Raw genomic sequence first — 17,857 nt, 5'->3', positions numbered from 1 at the left:
ATCAGTTTTACTGATTTCCCGGACCTTAAGGTAGAATTAAATTGCAACTCATGGCGAATCGCTAACTCCTTTTAGTCTCGTTATTGGTTTTCCACTAACTTTTTTAAATTCACCTGTTGCGAGTTCAACTTCCCAAACCCGCTTACATCTAGCACACTTCGTTTGTACGGTACCAGCAGCTTCATTCCCTTTATCCAGCAGCCTGTAACCACAAGCAGGACATTCAACTCGCATAACCTTAGCTTCTCTTATCATTTGTATCCTCCCAACTGTATTGAAGCTTTTTATAATTATTTGTTATTTCAATATTAATATTTCACACAAGAACGTATGTTCTGTATAGAGTCAAAAAAAATAAACCCTCCGAACTTATATAGCTCAGAGGGCTAAATCACTGTATTCAGCGTCATACTTAGTAGTTATATTATTTATTACGTATTAAAGTCTAATTGGTTATAAAGTCGGTTTAAATATTATTTGGATACCTTATGTTATCCTTTACCGTAGTAGGAGTGTTACTTTGTAGTGATAGTTGCTAATCTTACTGTAAGTTGTAACTGCTAAATTAAAATTAGTCCTGCCCACTATATGATCCGTGCCCACGGTGCCTAAAAATACTGCTGAAAACTGAGAGGCTAATATTCATCTCTCCAAATACTAATTTTTTAGTTTATAATATTTTTAATCTCATCTCTCCAAATTTTATAGCCATACCCATTTAAATGAATCCCATCATATGTATAATTATATAAAAGTACACCATTTGGAGCTAATGGAATATTTAAATCTACAAAAATTATGTTTTTTTGTATTGCATAGTCCTTTAAAAGCTGATTTAATTCCCTAACTTTTTTGTTTTTATCCTTATAATCTTTCTCTTTTGGAGAAACAAATAGAGTGGATTGTATTATAGGTACAATTTTTCTTGAATCTAATTCATCAATAATATGTTTATAATTTTTAAAAATAGTCTGTACATCTAATCCCTTTTCAATGTCATTTATTCCTCCCATTATAAAAACCTTATTGGGATTAAGTTTATAAACATAGTCTAATCTTTCAACAAAACCTAGCGTTATATCACCTCCTATTCCTCTATTAACTATTCCCTTTCTTCCCATTAACTCTTCCCAATTAACACTATAAGTTATTGAGTCACCCAGCATTACAACATCTGACTGCTTAGTTTCATATACATCATACTTACTAAGTTGAACCAAATATTGATGATTTAGTAAATATAAAGGTTCACTATCATTCGAAATAACATTCTCAACTCTATTTAAGATCTTATCAACCAAGCTATAATGATTTGTTAAAAAAACTAAGATAGTTATGGTTATAACATTTAGAAATAAAGAAATATAAAATCCCACTCAAAAAAACCCTTTCATAAAAATTATTTGTAATATAAATAATTTAGTAACATTAAACAAAAGTTGACATCATAGACTAAAACTATCTTTACAGATGCTGGGTTGTGTGAAAATTTTAAAAAGATGATATTGTTTTTATAGGTTAGAATACAACAGTAGGATAATAATACTAAACAGATATTTTTTGTATTAAAAACAGTGTGAGTACAAGGTAAATAAAAAAAGCCCGCCAAGCCAAAGGCCCAGCGGGTTAATCTTTTAATCTCTACTAAACAAATCCCTTGTATAAACCTTATCTTCTACTTCACGTAAATCTTCTGATAATCGATTCGCTACTATTACATCGGAAACTTTCTTAAACTCTTCAAAATTATTTATAATCCTAGAATTATAGAATGTCTCCTCATGAAGTGCTGGCTCATACACAACTACTTCGATTCCCTTAGCTTTAATTCGTTTCATAACACCTTGTATTGCCGACTGTCTAAAATTGTCTGAATCCATCTTCATCGTAAGTCTATAGACTCCAACAACCTTAGGATTTCTATTTATTATCATGTCTGCAATATGATCTTTCCTTGTTCTATTTGCATCTACTATTGCTCCCATGATATTATTCGGTACATCCTCATAGTTAGCCAATAATTGCTTAGTATCTTTAGGCAGACAGTATCCTCCATAACCAAATGAAGGATTATTGTAATGGTTACCTATACGAGTATCTAAACCAACACCATCAATTATTTGTTTAGTATTCAAACCTCTGATCTCTGCATAAGAGTCTAGCTCATTGAAGAAAGCAACTCTCATTGCTAGATAAGTATTTGCAAATAGTTTAATTGCTTCAGCTTCTGTTGAATTAGTAAATAAGACATCAATCTTTTCTTTAAGGGCACCCTCTACTAACAAATCAGCAAAAACTTTAGCTCTTTCAGACTGTTCACCTACAACAATTCTCGATGGATATAAGTTATCATATAAAGCTTTACCTTCTCTTAAAAACTCTGGAGAAAAGATAATATTTTCTGTCTCAAATTTTTCACGGACTGCTTCTGTATAACCTACTGGTACTGTAGATTTAATAACCATCACTGCATCTGGGTTAATAGATAAAACGTTCGCAATAACAGCTTCTACTGTTCGTGTATTAAAGTAATTTTTTTCCGGATCATAATTGGTAGGCGTAGAGATTATTACGTATTCCGCATCCTTAAATGCTTTATAGTTGTCTGTTGTTGCGGTCAGGTTCAATTCTTTTGATGCTAGAAATTCTTCTATCTCATTATCTATTATTGGAGACCTTTTATGATTTATCATTTCTACTTTTTCCTGGATGATATCTAATGCAATTACTTCGTTGTGTTGAGCTAATAATATAGCATTTGATAAACCCACATAACCTGTTCCTGCGATTGTAATTTTCATCTGCACATTACCTCTTCCAAATTTTCAATTGCTATTACTTAAATTAACTCTTTCCAAATTTATTCATTTAAAATACTCTGTTTAATTAATACTATATTGATTCTCAAAATACTTCTGGTAATCACCACTAATTATTTGCTCCCACCATTCTTTGTTGTCAATATACCATTGAATAGTTTGTGCAATTCCGCTTTCAAATGTATAAGTAGGAATCCAGCCTAGATTTTCTAACTTAGTGGGGTCAATTGCATAACGTTTATCATGTCCTAAGCGGTCCTTGACAAACTCTATCAACGTCTCTGATTTCCCTAGTGTTTTGATAATCGTCTTAACAACCTCTAAGTTTGTTCGTTCATTGTGACCACCAACATTATAAACTTCCCCATTAACACCTTCATGCATAACTATATCAATCGCAGCGCAATGGTCATATACGTGTAACCAATCACGAATGTTTTTCCCATCACCATAGACAGGCACATTTTGATCATTTAAGACCCGAGAAATTGTTAATGGAATCAATTTTTCTGGAAAATGATATGGTCCATAATTATTAGAACAACGAGTAATATTCACAGCCAACCCAAATGTTTCATGATATGCCCGAACTAATAAATCAGATGACGCCTTGCTAGCACTATAAGGGCTATTGGGCTGTAAAGGTGTTTCTTCTGTAAAAAATGTTGTTGGATCAAAATCCAATTCACCATATACTTCATCCGTCGATACATGTACAAATTTCGTTACTCCTACTGCTTTTGATGCATCTAACAAAACTTGTGTTCCAAGTACATTCGTTTGAACAAAAATTCCTGGGTCAGTAATTGAACGATCTACATGGCTTTCAGCAGCAAAGTGAACAACGTAGTCAAATTTTTCTTTTTCAAAAAGTGCCGATATAGTTTCACGGTCAGCTATGTCCGCTTTTACAAAGATATAATTGTCTTTCTTTTCTAAATGCTTGTGCTTTGTCAAGTCCCCTGCATAAGTTAATAAATCCAAATTATAAATGTCATATTGAGGGTATTTATCCACCATAAATTGAACAAAATTCCCTCCAATAAAACCGGCTCCACCTGTTACGAGAATTTTCTTTCTTGACACTTATTTCACCTCTTTTTTAATTTCATTTAAATAATGTTCAAGTGCATCTTGCCATTTGGGTAATGGACGAAAACCATTGTCGACCAGTTTTTGTTTTGACAATCGAGAATTCTGAGGACGAATTGCCTTTGTTGGGTATTCTTCTGAAGAAATAGAGTGTACCTTTACTCCATGACCAGCTTGTCTAAAAATTTCCTTAGCAAATTCAGCCCAACTACAATAACCTTCATTAGTTACATGGTAAATTCCATATTTATCACTTTGAACCATATCTATTAAAAGGCGTGCTAAATCAAATGTATAAGTAGGAGAACCAACTTGGTCACCAACTACATTCAATTCATTTCGGGATTCTGCCAACCTTAGCATTGTCTTAACAAAATTATTACCATTTGTTCCAAAAACCCAAGAAATACGAATAATAAACCATTTATCTAATAATGATTGAACTTTCTGCTCACCATGATATTTCGTTTCTCCATAGTATCCGATTGGATTGGGTTCATCAGTTTCGTTAAATGGCGTTGCTCCTTTTCCACTAAATACATAGTCTGTGCTAATATACATAAACTTTGCATTAATATCATTAGCAACCTTTGCTAAGTTATATGTCCCTTCAACATTCACATTCCAACATATACTTCTATCATCTTCAGCTTTATCAACAGCTGTATATGCAGCACAGTGAATAATTGCATCTGGTTTCAATTTATTTACATAATCAAGAACTTCCGCTTTATTTGTAATGTCTAATTCATTTGAACCTACACCTACCATGTTTAATCCACGTTTAAATCCCTCTTTAACTACATCATAACCGAGTTGACCCGTAGAGCCTGTAACTAATATCCTCATAGCATTACTCTCCATACCTGAAGTTGTTCTCAGCACTCTTTAATAGAGGTGCCAATTGATCTTTTTCAGATAATATAGGCTTAATATCCATCGGCCAATCAATTTCAATCTGAGGATCATTCCAAATTATCCCCCGATCAAGCTCTGGAGCATAAAGCTCGTCCACTTTATATTGAACTTCTGTATTTTCCGCTAACGTGATGAACCCATGTGCATAACCTTTTGGAACTAATAATTGCTTTTTATTTTCAGCATCCAATTCAATTCCAAACCATTTTCCAAAACTAGGACTTCCTTTGCGAATATCAACAGCTACATCATAAATTGCCCCTCTTGTACATCGTATTAACTTTGTCTGTGATTTAGGATTTAATTGATAATGCAATCCTCTTAAAGTACCTTTTGTAGCTGAAAATGATTGGTTATCTTGTATAAATTTTATATCAATTCCACATTCCAAAAAACTTTTTTCATTATATGTTTCCATAAACCAGCCACGATGATCACCAAACACAGTTGGTTCAACAATTATTACACCATCTAAATTTGTTTTAGTAAACTTCATTTCTACCTCACTTCTTTCAATTAATATTGAATTTGTCCATTAGCTACCTTCATTAAATATTGTCCATATCCTGTTTTGCTAAGTTTTTCACCACAATCCCATAATTGTTCTTGAGTAATCCAACCATTAATATAGGCGATCTCTTCAGGTGCAGCAATCTTTATTCCTTGATGTTCCTCTACTGTCTTCACAAAATTTGTTGCTTCTACTAAACTTTGATGTGTTCCAGTATCCAGCCATGTAAACCCACGTCCTAACAATTCTACTTCTAGCTCACCCAGCTTTAAATATGCTTCATTTATAGAAGTAATCTCTAGTTCTCCACGTGTAGATGGTTTTACATTTTTCGCAACTTCAACAACGCGACTATCATAAAAATATAGTCCAGTTATTGCATAATTAGATTTTGGAACTTCTGGTTTTTCTTCTACACTAATTACCTTGCCATTTTCATCGAACTCTACTACACCGAATCGTTTTGGGTCCTGTACATGATAACCAAATACTGTAGCTCCACTTTCTTTGGCAGCTGCCCTTTTAAGTATTTTTCTCATACCACTACCGTAATAGATATTATCTCCTAATACCATGGCAACTGAATCTCCACCAATAAATTCCTCACCAATTAAAAAAGCCTGAGCTAATCCATCTGGGCTCGGCTGTATTTTATACTCAAGATTTATACCGAATTGTGATCCATCTCCTAGTAAGGATTCAAAACGCGGGGTATCTTCTGGTGTTGAAATAATTAATATGTCTTTTATTCCTGCAAGCATTAATGTTGATAGTGGGTAATATATCATGGGTTTATCATAGATTGGAAGAAGTTGTTTGCTCGTTACCATTGTTAATGGATATAGACGAGTACCACTTCCACCTGCTAACACAATTCCTTTCATAGAACTAAATCCCCTCTCAAAATTTATTTTATAAATGATCTTATGTTGATAAAGCTAAAAATGAATTTATTGTGCATAGACAATAAACACAACTTCCACTAACCGAAATAAATTACAATAATGATACGTTTATAGAAAAATGTTAAGGATGGATCAATTTGTTAAATAAAAGAATATTCTTAACTATACACTTATTACACTCCTGATTGCTTAAACAGTTTTGATAAATCATCACGTAATGTATTAGAATCTAATTTACTATAAAGATAGTCAATCTGATTCTTAATCATTTCGTCATCCAACTTAGAAAAGTCAACCTCTAAAAGCTGCTCAATCACTTCCTGAGAGAATCTATATTTTTTTATCTCACCACCAGCAAATATTGCATATGGTGGAATATCTTTAGCTACAATAGATCCTGCAGCAATTACAGCACCTTGCCCAATAGTAACCCCAGATAATATCAAAGAATTTTCTCCAATCCATACATCATCTTCTATATAAATTGTACCTTTAGTTATTGTCTCCTCTTTTTGTCCACAAATATATCTTTTGAAAGGGTAAGTAGATAATCCATTATATGGGTGCTCTCCTCCTAAAAGAAATTTCACATCCTCTGCAATGGAACAGTATGACCCGATAATAAGTTGTTCATGAATGTTGCCGTATGTCTTAATATTTAATCTACCATATGTTTTTTTACCGACTGATACTTTTTCTAGTGGAAATAAATTGGCAACAATAGTGAAGTTATGTTTATTGTTCTTTCTCCAATTCCTCTTAGAAATCCACAAGTTTACCCCATGTGTTATTTTGTTAACTATCGTATTAATCATATTCGGACTCCTTCTAACATAAAATAACGTTCTCTATTTAATATAGAAAAAACTATATACGTAATCTAAACTTTTTATAAATATATAGCATGTTTTCTGTATAAAATATAATATTGATAATTATTATAATAGTTAGTGCAATAACAAATATAATAATTGCGTTTAATGTCCAGCCAATAAAACTGAGTTCAAAATCAGGGACAAATCGAGAGATTAATACAATTAATATTACAGATAATAAATCTATACATATATGTTTAATAAAAAACTTAAATGAATAACCCTTTATTATATTTTTTAGATAATTAGCGAAATAAAGTGTACGATATGTCATCGCTAATAAAGTTCCAATAGCCACACCAACAATATCATATTTTAGTACTAAGATGATTGATACTCCAATATTAATTAACATTTCAATAAATGCACTTGTTTGTGTTTCCTTATAATGTCCAGCAGCCCTAACTAACGCGTTATAAGGTAGTCTTAAACAAAACGAGGCCATGGCTAAAGTGATTAAATAGCCAAAAATAGGTTGAAAATAGTTCGCATCGTTAACCCCATCAGTATAAATCATAACAAATTTTACTATTAACAAGCCACAGCAAGAGAAGATTAATGTTACTATAGTATGAATTAACCATTCAAACCGTAAAAATTGCATAGTAACATTAGTTTCCCTATTTGCAAGCATATTTCCAAAATACGAGGCAAAACCTCCTGAAACAACAGATTCGAAAAGTACTTTTAAACCATTTGTTATCATATAATATATGGAATATATTGAGACACTAATTAATGATGTTTTTGAAAAAACAGTTAAAACCATAACATCTGTATTATTTACAACAAAGTATGCTAAATGTTGAGCTATTCCATTCCACTTTTGTTTAATTGGCTCTTCACTATATGTTATTTTTTTATTTATTGTATAATTTGAATTAACATACAGCATTAATAACAACGGTCTTAAAATATTAACTAAAGTTGAAATCATTAGAACAAAATGAATTGAGAATCCCTTGAGGATAAATATAGCAATAAAAACTACATTTAATATAATTACTAGCAAATCAACTATTTGCGTAATATAACTTTTTTGATCTGCTATTAGCAGTAGTTTGTTTACTATACCAAAAAAATATTGAGCAATTGTACTAAAAGCTATTATAAAAATAAGTGATGCTATAAACCAAAACGAATGGTCCGAAATCAGTTTAGGATAAACCAAAATTAAGATGGATAAATATGCAATAAATACAATAGCTATTTTTGTGAAAAATTTAGAAGCACTTCTATAGATTTCACTAACTTGCTTAGTATCTTTTTCTGCTAATGGTTTATAAAGAGAGGATTGTACTACTGCACCTATCCCAAAATCTAATAATGCTACAAAACTTAAAAATGCCATTATGGATACTACTAAACCATACGTAGTAGAACCATAATGACTTAAATATAAACCGGGTAAGATAAAGCCACTCAGTATTGCAACTAATCGTCCCCCTAATGTGGTTATTATATTGAAATATAATTTTCTCTTCCTGTTAATAAGTACCCGCCCTCTCACACTTGTTCATATTCACTTCTTCAATCTTAAATTAAAACTCAGAAATATTTAAATTCAATTTGTAGAAATCACTAAGTTGAACTAAGTGCATTCATCCAATGTTTACACTCAACATATTGACGATGAAAAATGTCTAGGTCTCCTAAGTATCCTCTTCAATCTAGCTTCCTATAACTTTTCCAAAAGCTGAATTTAGAAGAATTTAAATTATACCTTAACTTTTAGAAGCTGCCTTACTTAAATTTTTTTTCATCATTTAATTTTTATTTTGCTATTACGCTTTTTAGATAAATCTATATAAGGCTTTATACCATTATCAAGTTTAACCCTTTCTAATAAATAGAGGAAAATAAAGATACAAATATAGACTACAAGAGAAATTATATAGTTTCTACCAATAACAAAAGCACCTTTAAGTAAGTATTGATATATAGTAAATATTAAAAATAAATGACTTACCTTAAATTTATTTCTTCTAAAAAGGTAAGTTAGAACAAAATTTATAAATAATGCATGAATTATTACTCCCATAATACCAAAATCTATAAAAACTAAACCAACATAGGTATAAAAACCACTCCCCCAGCTTCCACCAATAGAAGCTTGTGGGTATGAAATATCTGCACCAAATAACTCAAATATCCTTCCAAATGAATAAATGCCATAGGTATGCATTGAAATAGGAAATACACCATAATTAAAAACAAGCGGTGATTGACCAAAGTATTCAATTAACGAACGCATAGAATTAACGTCAAAACTAGTAGATTCAGAAAATCTACTTATTGTAACTACAATAGAATACAATAAAAAAATACTACCAAGTGTAAGAAAAAATACTCTTATCTGACGTTTATTCTTTTGGGAAAGTGATTTACGAAAGAATATATACATCGCAATAAAAAGAATAAAAAAGTCAAAAATCATCCCTCTAGAGACATTCTGCATCGCTGTCAATGAAATCTCAGCTACAATGGTGATTAATAGTAATGATCTTAACTTTGGATTGTAATCATATTTAAGAAAAATAAAAAATATTAGCATAGCAAAAGTTCTAAAATAACTTGTATAGTTTAATGCAACTCGTTCTAAAAAGTTATTATAAGGCCTATCTGCTAGATCGTCATAATACATATTTCGTTGTAATGCCCAATTATTTTCAGTAATTAACTCTGCTACATGAGGCAAGTATATAAAAATCGAAATAATTGAAAATCCTATATATAAAAATATTAGATAGTTATATACTTTATAATAAGTAATTTCAACATTATTTACTTTAAGATTATTTTTACTATTAAAAAATGGCAAGAAAGTTATTGAATATGAAAGCAATAATATTATGAACGGAAAGAATGTTATTTCGGGTAAATACATAAGATTGTTTTTTACTATAATTATAGAAAATATACTAATAACAAAGTATACAGTTAGTAACATTAATCCGAGTGATGTATCATTACTTTTTGATCTATTGATTATTAAACTTAACAAGATACTTCCTAAAAGAATTACAGAATAAAATACTGCGCTTTCCATATAATAATTTACCTTTCTTGTGTTCTAAATCCATAATAGTTATTTTTAATATGTTCTTAGACATTTTCTGTATAATTCGGACATTTACGTCCTAGTCATATATTAGAATATATGCCTTCACTTCACGCAACTATATTATGGTCAAATGAAGAGGAAATTTTTTGCCTCGAACGTTTTAGTTCTAAAATGTTCTAATTTTAGATCACTAGGTTAATCATTCATAAAAACTAAAAACTATAAGTTTCGCTTAAATAAAAGAAAGTGTTAATAAAATAAAAAATTCGCGAGTAGTGATTTTATTCAGATTATCACATTTACCCAGTCTCATTTACCCACTTTTCTTATTAACAATAACCTTATTTAAAACTGAAGAAGCAATGTTTTTAGGATAATAAAACAATGCAATTATTAACTTTGCAATTAACTGCTTATTATTACTAACATTTGAAAATACAGTATACATTTTGAGAGTAACCTTCATTTTCTTTAATATGATTTTGTTTAAATGTTTTTCACAAAATTTCAAATAATCTCTCTGTTGAACTCCCGTACCATTATGCAACAACCTGGTATACTGTAATATAAAAAATTTAGTGAATGCTTTCTTATATTTATCACTATCTGACAAGTTTGAAATTTGAAGCCAAATTTTATTAAATAAATATTTGGTAGATTCAAATTTACCTTCCGAAATAAATTCTGCACTTAAATTATTTTTAAGTCCGATCCTATAATAATAATCAAACTTACTGTTATGCACAAACTCATGCTTATAATTTTTTAAGATCACCATAACAGCAAAGTCGAAATCTTGGTAAACTTTTAGCTTTTCATCCCATAAAACATCCCTAAATATATCTAACCGATATATATTATTCCAAATTGAAAATGGGTAATTGACAGATAAAAAGTCCCATAATGTATCATTTGAAACTGGTTCTCCCCATATTTTCCCACCATATTTGAATTGATTTTCGTTTTGAATTACCGTACTCCCACGAAAAGTAGCATAATCACAATAAGTATGAGCTTCCATGAAGTTCACTCTGTCTTCCAAGAATGTCTTTGAAAATATATCATCACAATCTATATAAATTATATATTTTCCTTTCGCTTTAGATAAACCAATATTGCGACAAGTGGGAGCCCCTTTTGGTAATCTATCACGTTCAATAAATTTTATTCTATTATTTTTTTTAGAAGCTATTTTTAAAACATCTGCTGAACTATCCGTTGAATGATCATCAACAAATAGAAATTCATAATTTTCGTAAGTTTGGTTAGATATACATTCTAATGTTTTTCCCAAATATTGTTCGGCATTAAAAACAGGGACTACAACCGACACTAGTGGGGTATTATTTAATTTTCCCATAACCACCTACCCCTTTTTAACTATTTTTTTTCTCATTAACAGCTTCTCTGATTGCTTCTAAGTATCCAGTACCATATTTTAAATCAGGTTCTAAATGATTCCCTTCGCCCCACTCATTCCATGATTTTATCAACACAATCTTTTTATCATCTGGTTTTTTTTCAACACTATTTATAGCATCTTTTACAACTTCTTTAAAATATTTTGGTTCCGAATCAGTGAAAATAAATCCATTAGACCCTGATCTCGGAGAGTGGTCCCAATTCGGTACAATAACAGGTATGGTCGAATCTGAATAAGCATCATCAGTTACTAACAATTTTGATGCTTGTTTATAAGGGAATACCGTAGGCATTTTAAATACTTTTCTCTTTATCATTAATTTAACCTTTTGAGCTAAACTTAAATTATGATGTATACTCAACATTGTTTCGTTATATACACTATCAAAACCAAGTGTAAGTAATTGCTCCTTTTTCTCATTAAAAAATGTTTTCCCAACAAAGTAAAATCCCTTTAATCCGTTTTCAAGTGCTAGTTCATTCCAAAGTTTCATCATTTTAGGGATCTCATCAGAACCAAACGGATTGTATATAAAGAAAAGTAATTTATCGTCTACTGTTATATACCTCTTATCTTTAAATGCAGGCAATAAAGCTTCAAAATGTTCTCTATAGTCTTGTTCCCCATTGTAATTTTGTTTAACAATTAGCTCATTATTTTTTTGATTATCCCACATTTTCTTTTCCCAAGAATGATTAGCCCATGCAAGACAAAATGGAAAATCTAGTTCTTTATCCTTTACAACTTCATTAAATGGCATATCTAAAAGACGTTTACCATTTCCAAACCAATAATGCCAGTAACAAAAACCTTCTATTCCATACTCTTTTGCTAATTCAACTTGAGCTACTCTCGTTTCTCTTAATCGCAAATCATAAAAACCTAAATCTGCTGGGATATGCGGTTGATAATGTCCTCTAAATAATGGTTTAGCTTTTGCAACATTCGTCCATTCTGTAAATCCTGGACCATACCATTTATCATTCTCTGGTATTGGATGATATTGTGGCAAATAAATTGCAATAAATCTTGCTTTCATATAATCTTTCATCCTCCCAAAATACAGCTTTTTCATTCACTAATAGATTTCTTTGCAATTTTACTATAAGTAAAGTATTCTATTCCTTGCTTATTAGCAACTTCTTGCATATTACTAAATTTCAACTTATCATTAACTAAGTTATTAATTTTAGTACCTATTTCTTCAATTGAATCATCATATAGAAACTCAACGTTTCCACCTAAATCAACGTGCGTTGTACCTTTCCAATACTTCACAATCATGGGTTTTCCTAAGCCTACAACTTGTTCCCAAAAAACTGAGTGCCTTCCCGGAAAAACTACTAAGTCAGAAGCTGCAAAATACTTATAACTCTCATCCGGTTCTACCCAACCAATATATTGGATTCTATTGCCATCTGCTAAACAATTCACTTCATTTTTCAATTCATTAATGACGGATCCAAATACTAAAAGTTTTACATTTTTATTTTCAATTTGCTTAACAGCTTTCATTAAATCTAAAGTTTGCTTTTTTGCATTATCAATTTTACCACCTGTTATAATTAAAAAATCGTTTGATTCAATGTTATATTTTTCTCTTACTTCTTTTATTACATTTTCATCTTTAGCTTCTTTAACCTTATCATCGTCTGCTCCCATGACCAACAATTCAACTTTTCTTTCTGGAATTTTATAAATGTTTTTTAAGAAATCCGCTCTTGCTGGTAATACACCATAAAACTTCTCAACGTATGGTTCTATTTGTTGAGCGAAATGTTTCCAAATAACTTTATGCAAAATGTTTTTAGATAACCAATTCGTGGCACTATTTGAAAAATCAGCATGGTTATCTACATATATTCTCACATTCGGGTTCTCTTTCGCATACTTAGTTACATATTTTAAATCGATAAATTGAACACCATGAACGAAAAGTATGTCTGGATTTTCTTTCGCAATTGTTTTATATAAATCTTTATATTTTTTAAATTTAGAATTTATATTTGTATTATAAACTGAGTCAATCCTTATTGTTTTAATTCCATTTTCATTAATATACTCATCACGTTCATCAATTACAATTTCACCTGAATTATTCCAAACATACTTAGATGTGATAATACTAACATCAAACCCCAACTTCTTATGATACTTTGTTAATAAGTTATCTTGATATGACCAGTTATCAGTAACAGGTCCGCAAAGGCATACATGAGAAACTTTCACTTCTTTCAACTCATTTCATTAAATTAATGTATCAGTTTATATTTGTATTTAAGATATCTTAAAAGTAAATTGAGTCTAAACTGAATTTTTTTATTTAGTGACAAATTCTTAGTAACATTACTACTATGCCTACGATGTTTTATCAATGGTTCATTAACAAACTCGCTGTCCTGGCTTGATTCTGCAATTATTCCAATCCACTGGTCATGAGAGACAAGATTTTCTGGGAATGGAAGTATATAATTAACAAGTTCCCTTTTAAAAGCCATACAACAGCCCCAATAACAACTTTTATATATATTCCTATAAACCCCATGGTACATGTCAGGAATTAATTCCTTTTTTAAATTTGATTGCTCTTCTGAAAAATCAATTGCATTATGAAGAATTAACAATTTGTCACTATGTTCAAAAATATTCCTAATTATCCTTACTTTCGGTTCCTCCCAGATATCATCCTGATCGGAAAGAAAAATAATCTCATTATTACATTGTCTTATTGCATCTTCAAAATTCTTTACAACACCTTTATGTTGATTTCTAAACAATTTTATCCTTTTTTCAGTACGCATTAGATCCTCTATAATTTTAACTGTATTATCTACAGAACCATCATCGCAAATTATTATTTCGTCATTTGAATTCAGCTGTTTAATTATTGAATTTACCTGATCTAATATAAACTTTTCACCATTATAAGTGGCCATTGCTACTGATATGTTCATACCCTCACCAACTATCAGAATTTATTAAATATTATATTTCTACTTATTCCAAACAACTCTATTTACATAATCTGTATATGATAATATGATTCTAACTACTTTATCTGAAACATTAGGCATACTATAATCATTAACAAGCCTTAATATACCTTGTTCTTGTGTTTCTAAAATTTCTAGTCCTTGTAACACTCTTTCCTTCTTAAGACCTACCATCATAACCGATGCCTCTTCCATTGCTTCTGGCCTTTCATGAGCTTGTCTAATATTAAGAGCTCTAAACCCCAGAATCGAGGATTCCTCACTAATTGTTCCACTATCGCTAAGAACGGCTTTGGCTTTAAGTTGAAGTTTTACATAATCATTAAATCCTAAAGGTTTCATTGTTTTAACTAACGGATTAAACTCTATTCCTTTAGCCTCAATCATATTTTTTGTCCTAGGATGTGTACTCACTATGATAGGTAAATTATATTTATCAGCTAATGCATTAAGACTATCTACTAAATCTTGAAAATTAGTTTCAGAATTTATATTCTCTTCTCTATGAGCTGATATTACAAAATATTCTCCTTCTTTAAGCTCCAGTTTTTCAAGTACATCTGATTTCTCTATATCTTTCTTTCTTGAATTAAGAACTTCAAACATCGGGCTTCCTGTTTTAATAATTCTATCAGCAGGCAATCCTTCTCTTAATAAATATTCTCTTGCAATGTCGCTATAAGTTAAATTTATATCAGCAGTATGGTCAACAATTTTTCTATTGGTTTCTTCTGGTACCCTTTGATCAAAGCATCTATTTCCAGCTTCCATATGGAATATCGGAATATGTCTTCTTTTTGCTGCAATGGCACATAAACAACTATTTGTATCTCCAAGAACTAAAAAGGCATCCGGTTTTACTTCCTCCATAATTGGATCAATCTTAACTAGAATATTTCCTATCGTTTCTACTGCAGTTCCTGTAGCTGCATTAAGAAAATAATCTGGTTTTTTTAAATTAAAATCATTAAAGAACACTTCATTTAGTTCATAATCATAGTTTTGTCCTGTGTGAACAAGTGTATGATCAATTGCAGTTGATTCTTCTAATTTATTAATAACTGCCGACAGCCTGATGATCTCTGGTCTAGTCCCTACGACTGTCATTACTTTTAACTTTTTCATTAATTATACCTCCAAGTAGTATGTGTCTGGCTTTTCTGGATCAAAGTACTCATTTGCCCACATAACAGTGACCATATCTGTATCGCCTAAGTTTTCAATATTATGCGTGTAGCCAGTAGGTATATCAACTACTTCCATTTTGTCACCACTAACAAAGTATTCAACGATTTCATCTGAGTCAATTTTTCTAAAGCGGATAACTCCTTTACCACTTACCACAAGAAACTTTTCATTCTTTGTGTGGTGCCAATGGTTCCCTTTAGTTATACCAGGTTTAGAAATATTAACAGAAACTTGTCCTCTTTCAGGAGTCTTAATAAACTCTGTAAAAGAGCCTCTGTTGTCAGTATTCATCTTAAGACCATAACTAAACTGGTCTTCCGGCAAATAGCTCAAGTAAGTACTATATAATTTTTTAATAAATGGTTGAGACATATTTGGAATAGCACGTTCTTCACGACTTTTCTTAAATGAATATATCAATTCAACTATTTCACCAAGAGCAGTCGTATGAACAATTGGAACTTCACAAAAATCTCCCATTATGTTTTCTTTACCATTTAAAGCATTGATAAATTCACCTAATACATCATCTATATAAACTAAGTTCATCACTACAGTAGGATCATTCACATTAATCGGTAAACCTTGTGCTACGTTATGACAAAATGTTGCTACTACACTATTGTAATTTGGTTTACACCATTTCCCAAAAACATTTGGTAAACGATAGACAAGTACTTTTGCACCAGTTTCTTTACTATATTCAAAAAGCAAGTCTTCCCCTGCTTTTTTACTTATACCATATGGGTTATCAAGTTCAGCTTGAATGGAAGAAGAAGTCAATATTGGACATGTATTTTGGTGCTTTTTCAGCGTTTCTAGAAGTGTTGAAGTAAATCCATAATTACCATCCATGAATTCAGACTGGTCCTTAGGACGATTAACACCAGCAAGGTGAAACACAAACTCAGCTTCTTTACAATATTTATCTAGTAAAGTTTGGTCAGTTTTTCTACTACACTCTAATATATCAGTAAAATTTCTATTTCTTAATTCAGCTATCAGATTTTTACCAACAAACCCCTTTGCACCTGTAACTAGGATTTTCATCATTGATTCCAACCTTTCAATTCCTCTCGAACGTAATCAAGCATTAACAATTTATCTTTAATCTGCTCGATATTTAACCTTTCTGTATTATGAGAGTTGTACTCTTCTTCCGTTGATAACTTTTGGTCACCTTCGACAAAATATTTATCATAGTTAAGATCTCGTGTATCAGCAGGTACTCTATAAAAGCCACCCATGTCTTGTGCTACAACATGTTCCTCTCTTGTAAGGAGTGTTTCATATAGCTTTTCGCCATGACGAGTACCAATAATTTTTATTTCATTATCAGCATTAAACAATTCCTTAATTGCTTGTGCCAAATCAGCAATTGTAGACGCAGGTGATTTTTGAACCATGATATCTCCAGCTTCAGCATTTTCGAAAGCAAAGACTACAAGTTCAACGGCATCCTCAAGACTCATTAGAAACCTTGTCATATTTGGGTCGGTTACCGTTAATGGTTGTCCACTTTTTATTTGTTCGATAAATAGAGGAATTACAGATCCTCTTGAAGCCATTACATTTCCATAACGTGTACCACAGATCAACGTTCTATCTGGGTCTACTGTCTTTGCCTTTGCTACGAACACCTTTTCCATCATTGCCTTAGAGATCCCCATTGCATTAATAGGGTATGCAGCTTTATCTGTAGACAAACAAATAACTTTTTCCACACCATATTCCGTAGCTGCAGTAAGTACATTCTCTGTTCCTAAAACATTTGTTTTCACAGCTTCTAGTGGGAAGAACTCACAAGATGGGACTTGTTTTAGTGCTGCTGCATGGAAAATGTAATCAACGCCATGCATAGCATTTTTTACACTAGCCAGATCTCTTACATCACCCAAGTAGAATTTTAGTTTGTCGTTTTTATATTGTTTTCGCATATCATCTTGTTTCTTCTCATCACGTGAAAAAATTCGAATCTCTTTTATATTTGAATCCAAAAACCTCTTCATAACAGCATTCCCAAACGAACCTGTACCACCAGTTATTAGCAAAGTCTTGTCTTTAAACAT

The 17,857-nt window shown here is 31.2% G+C and carries 17 protein-coding genes; all 17 read right to left on the bottom strand.

The genetic code is table 11. The features are described 5' to 3' along the window. Positions 1 to 48: 48 nt before the first annotated feature. The 17 genes from AB5I83_RS08410 to AB5I83_RS08330 all read right to left on the bottom strand — a co-directional run bounded on the left by AB5I83_RS08410 (position 49) and on the right by AB5I83_RS08330 (position 17,857). Complete coding sequence (locus AB5I83_RS08410) at positions 49 to 255, bottom strand: hypothetical protein (RefSeq protein WP_448974451.1); 207 nt, start codon at positions 253 to 255, stop codon at positions 49 to 51. Between the two features lie 410 nt (positions 256 to 665). Further along, entirely contained in the window at positions 666 to 1,376 is a 711-nt protein-coding gene (locus AB5I83_RS08405) for a GDSL-type esterase/lipase family protein (protein ID WP_448974449.1), read from the bottom strand. A 258-nt stretch (positions 1,377 to 1,634) separates the two neighbouring features. Beyond that, entirely contained in the window at positions 1,635 to 2,801 is a 1,167-nt protein-coding gene (locus tag AB5I83_RS08400) for a nucleotide sugar dehydrogenase (protein WP_448974447.1), read from the bottom strand. Between the two features lie 81 nt (positions 2,802 to 2,882). Beyond that, a complete protein-coding gene (gene rfbB, locus AB5I83_RS08395; RefSeq protein WP_448974445.1) occupies positions 2,883 to 3,905 on the bottom strand; it encodes a dTDP-glucose 4,6-dehydratase in 1,023 nt (340 codons plus the stop codon). Beyond that, the gene (gene rfbD / locus AB5I83_RS08390) at positions 3,906 to 4,760 is read right to left on the bottom strand and encodes a dTDP-4-dehydrorhamnose reductase (RefSeq protein ID WP_448974443.1); all 855 of its coding nucleotides are present in this window, start codon (positions 4,758 to 4,760) and stop codon (positions 3,906 to 3,908) included. It abuts the gene before it with no gap. A gap of 4 nt (positions 4,761 to 4,764) precedes the next feature. Beyond that, complete coding sequence (gene rfbC / locus AB5I83_RS08385) at positions 4,765 to 5,325, bottom strand: dTDP-4-dehydrorhamnose 3,5-epimerase (protein WP_448974441.1); 561 nt, start codon at positions 5,323 to 5,325, stop codon at positions 4,765 to 4,767. Positions 5,326 to 5,345: 20 nt separating this feature from the next. Continuing rightward, positions 5,346 to 6,224, bottom strand: coding sequence for a glucose-1-phosphate thymidylyltransferase RfbA (rfbA, locus tag AB5I83_RS08380; RefSeq protein WP_448974439.1), 879 nt, complete (start codon positions 6,222 to 6,224; stop codon positions 5,346 to 5,348). A gap of 194 nt (positions 6,225 to 6,418) precedes the next feature. Beyond that, positions 6,419 to 7,060: a CatB-related O-acetyltransferase gene (locus tag AB5I83_RS08375; RefSeq protein WP_448974437.1), complete on the bottom strand. Its 642-nt coding sequence runs from the start codon at positions 7,058 to 7,060 to the stop codon at positions 6,419 to 6,421. A 52-nt stretch (positions 7,061 to 7,112) separates the two neighbouring features. Continuing rightward, positions 7,113 to 8,471 (bottom strand): sugar isomerase, encoded by a 1,359-nt coding sequence (locus tag AB5I83_RS08370; protein WP_448974436.1) that lies wholly within the window; start codon positions 8,469 to 8,471, stop codon positions 7,113 to 7,115. A gap of 411 nt (positions 8,472 to 8,882) precedes the next feature. Next, positions 8,883 to 10,169 carry an O-antigen polymerase gene (locus AB5I83_RS08365; RefSeq protein ID WP_448974434.1) on the bottom strand — a complete coding sequence of 429 codons (1,287 nt, stop codon included), beginning with the start codon at positions 10,167 to 10,169 and terminating at the stop codon, positions 8,883 to 8,885. 328 nt (positions 10,170 to 10,497) lie between these two features. Then, complete coding sequence (locus AB5I83_RS08360) at positions 10,498 to 11,544, bottom strand: glycosyltransferase family 2 protein (RefSeq protein ID WP_448974432.1); 1,047 nt, start codon at positions 11,542 to 11,544, stop codon at positions 10,498 to 10,500. 16 nt (positions 11,545 to 11,560) lie between these two features. Then, a complete protein-coding gene (locus AB5I83_RS08355; RefSeq protein ID WP_448974430.1) occupies positions 11,561 to 12,658 on the bottom strand; it encodes a glycosyltransferase WbsX family protein in 1,098 nt (365 codons plus the stop codon). Between the two features lie 20 nt (positions 12,659 to 12,678). Beyond that, positions 12,679 to 13,836 (bottom strand): glycosyltransferase family 4 protein, encoded by a 1,158-nt coding sequence (locus AB5I83_RS08350; RefSeq protein ID WP_448974429.1) that lies wholly within the window; start codon positions 13,834 to 13,836, stop codon positions 12,679 to 12,681. Between the two features lie 23 nt (positions 13,837 to 13,859). Beyond that, positions 13,860 to 14,561, bottom strand: a complete 702-nt coding sequence (locus AB5I83_RS08345) for a glycosyltransferase (protein WP_448974427.1) — start codon at positions 14,559 to 14,561, stop codon at positions 13,860 to 13,862. 39 nt (positions 14,562 to 14,600) lie between these two features. After that, a complete protein-coding gene (gene wecB / locus AB5I83_RS08340) occupies positions 14,601 to 15,725 on the bottom strand; it encodes a non-hydrolyzing UDP-N-acetylglucosamine 2-epimerase (RefSeq protein ID WP_448974425.1) in 1,125 nt (374 codons plus the stop codon). Positions 15,726 to 15,728: 3 nt separating this feature from the next. Continuing rightward, entirely contained in the window at positions 15,729 to 16,838 is a 1,110-nt protein-coding gene (locus AB5I83_RS08335; RefSeq protein WP_448975255.1) for a capsular polysaccharide biosynthesis protein CapF, read from the bottom strand. Then, on the bottom strand, positions 16,838 to 17,857 hold the full coding sequence (locus AB5I83_RS08330) for a polysaccharide biosynthesis protein (protein ID WP_448974423.1): 1,020 nt from the start codon (positions 17,855 to 17,857) through the stop codon (positions 16,838 to 16,840). The genes AB5I83_RS08335 and AB5I83_RS08330 overlap by 1 nt, the downstream gene beginning before the upstream one ends.

The sequence above is a fragment of the Mesobacillus sp. LC4 genome, assembly GCF_053543455.1.
Note: the sequence above shows the minus strand (reverse complement) of the source record. Positions and strands in the feature narration are given on the sequence as shown.

Coding starts and splice junctions, on each gene's coding strand:
- AB5I83_RS08330 (WP_448974423.1), bottom strand. CDS start 17,857: ATGTTTAAAGACAAGACTTTGCTAATAACTGGTGGTACAGGTTCGTTT.
- rfbC (WP_448974441.1), bottom strand. CDS start 5,325: ATGAAGTTTACTAAAACAAATTTAGATGGTGTAATAATTGTTGAACCA.
- AB5I83_RS08345 (WP_448974427.1), bottom strand. CDS start 14,561: ATGAACATATCAGTAGCAATGGCCACTTATAATGGTGAAAAGTTTATA.
- AB5I83_RS08355 (WP_448974430.1), bottom strand. CDS start 12,658: ATGAAAGATTATATGAAAGCAAGATTTATTGCAATTTATTTGCCACAA.
- AB5I83_RS08375 (WP_448974437.1), bottom strand. CDS start 7,060: ATGATTAATACGATAGTTAACAAAATAACACATGGGGTAAACTTGTGG.
- AB5I83_RS08365 (WP_448974434.1), bottom strand. CDS start 10,169: ATGGAAAGCGCAGTATTTTATTCTGTAATTCTTTTAGGAAGTATCTTG.
- AB5I83_RS08410 (WP_448974451.1), bottom strand. CDS start 255: ATGATAAGAGAAGCTAAGGTTATGCGAGTTGAATGTCCTGCTTGTGGT.
- wecB (WP_448974425.1), bottom strand. CDS start 15,725: ATGAAAAAGTTAAAAGTAATGACAGTCGTAGGGACTAGACCAGAGATC.
- AB5I83_RS08370 (WP_448974436.1), bottom strand. CDS start 8,471: ATGGCATTTTTAAGTTTTGTAGCATTATTAGATTTTGGGATAGGTGCA.
- AB5I83_RS08335 (WP_448975255.1), bottom strand. CDS start 16,838: ATGAAAATCCTAGTTACAGGTGCAAAGGGGTTTGTTGGTAAAAATCTG.
- AB5I83_RS08400 (WP_448974447.1), bottom strand. CDS start 2,801: ATGAAAATTACAATCGCAGGAACAGGTTATGTGGGTTTATCAAATGCT.
- AB5I83_RS08360 (WP_448974432.1), bottom strand. CDS start 11,544: ATGGGAAAATTAAATAATACCCCACTAGTGTCGGTTGTAGTCCCTGTT.
- rfbA (WP_448974439.1), bottom strand. CDS start 6,224: ATGAAAGGAATTGTGTTAGCAGGTGGAAGTGGTACTCGTCTATATCCA.
- rfbD (WP_448974443.1), bottom strand. CDS start 4,760: ATGAGGATATTAGTTACAGGCTCTACGGGTCAACTCGGTTATGATGTA.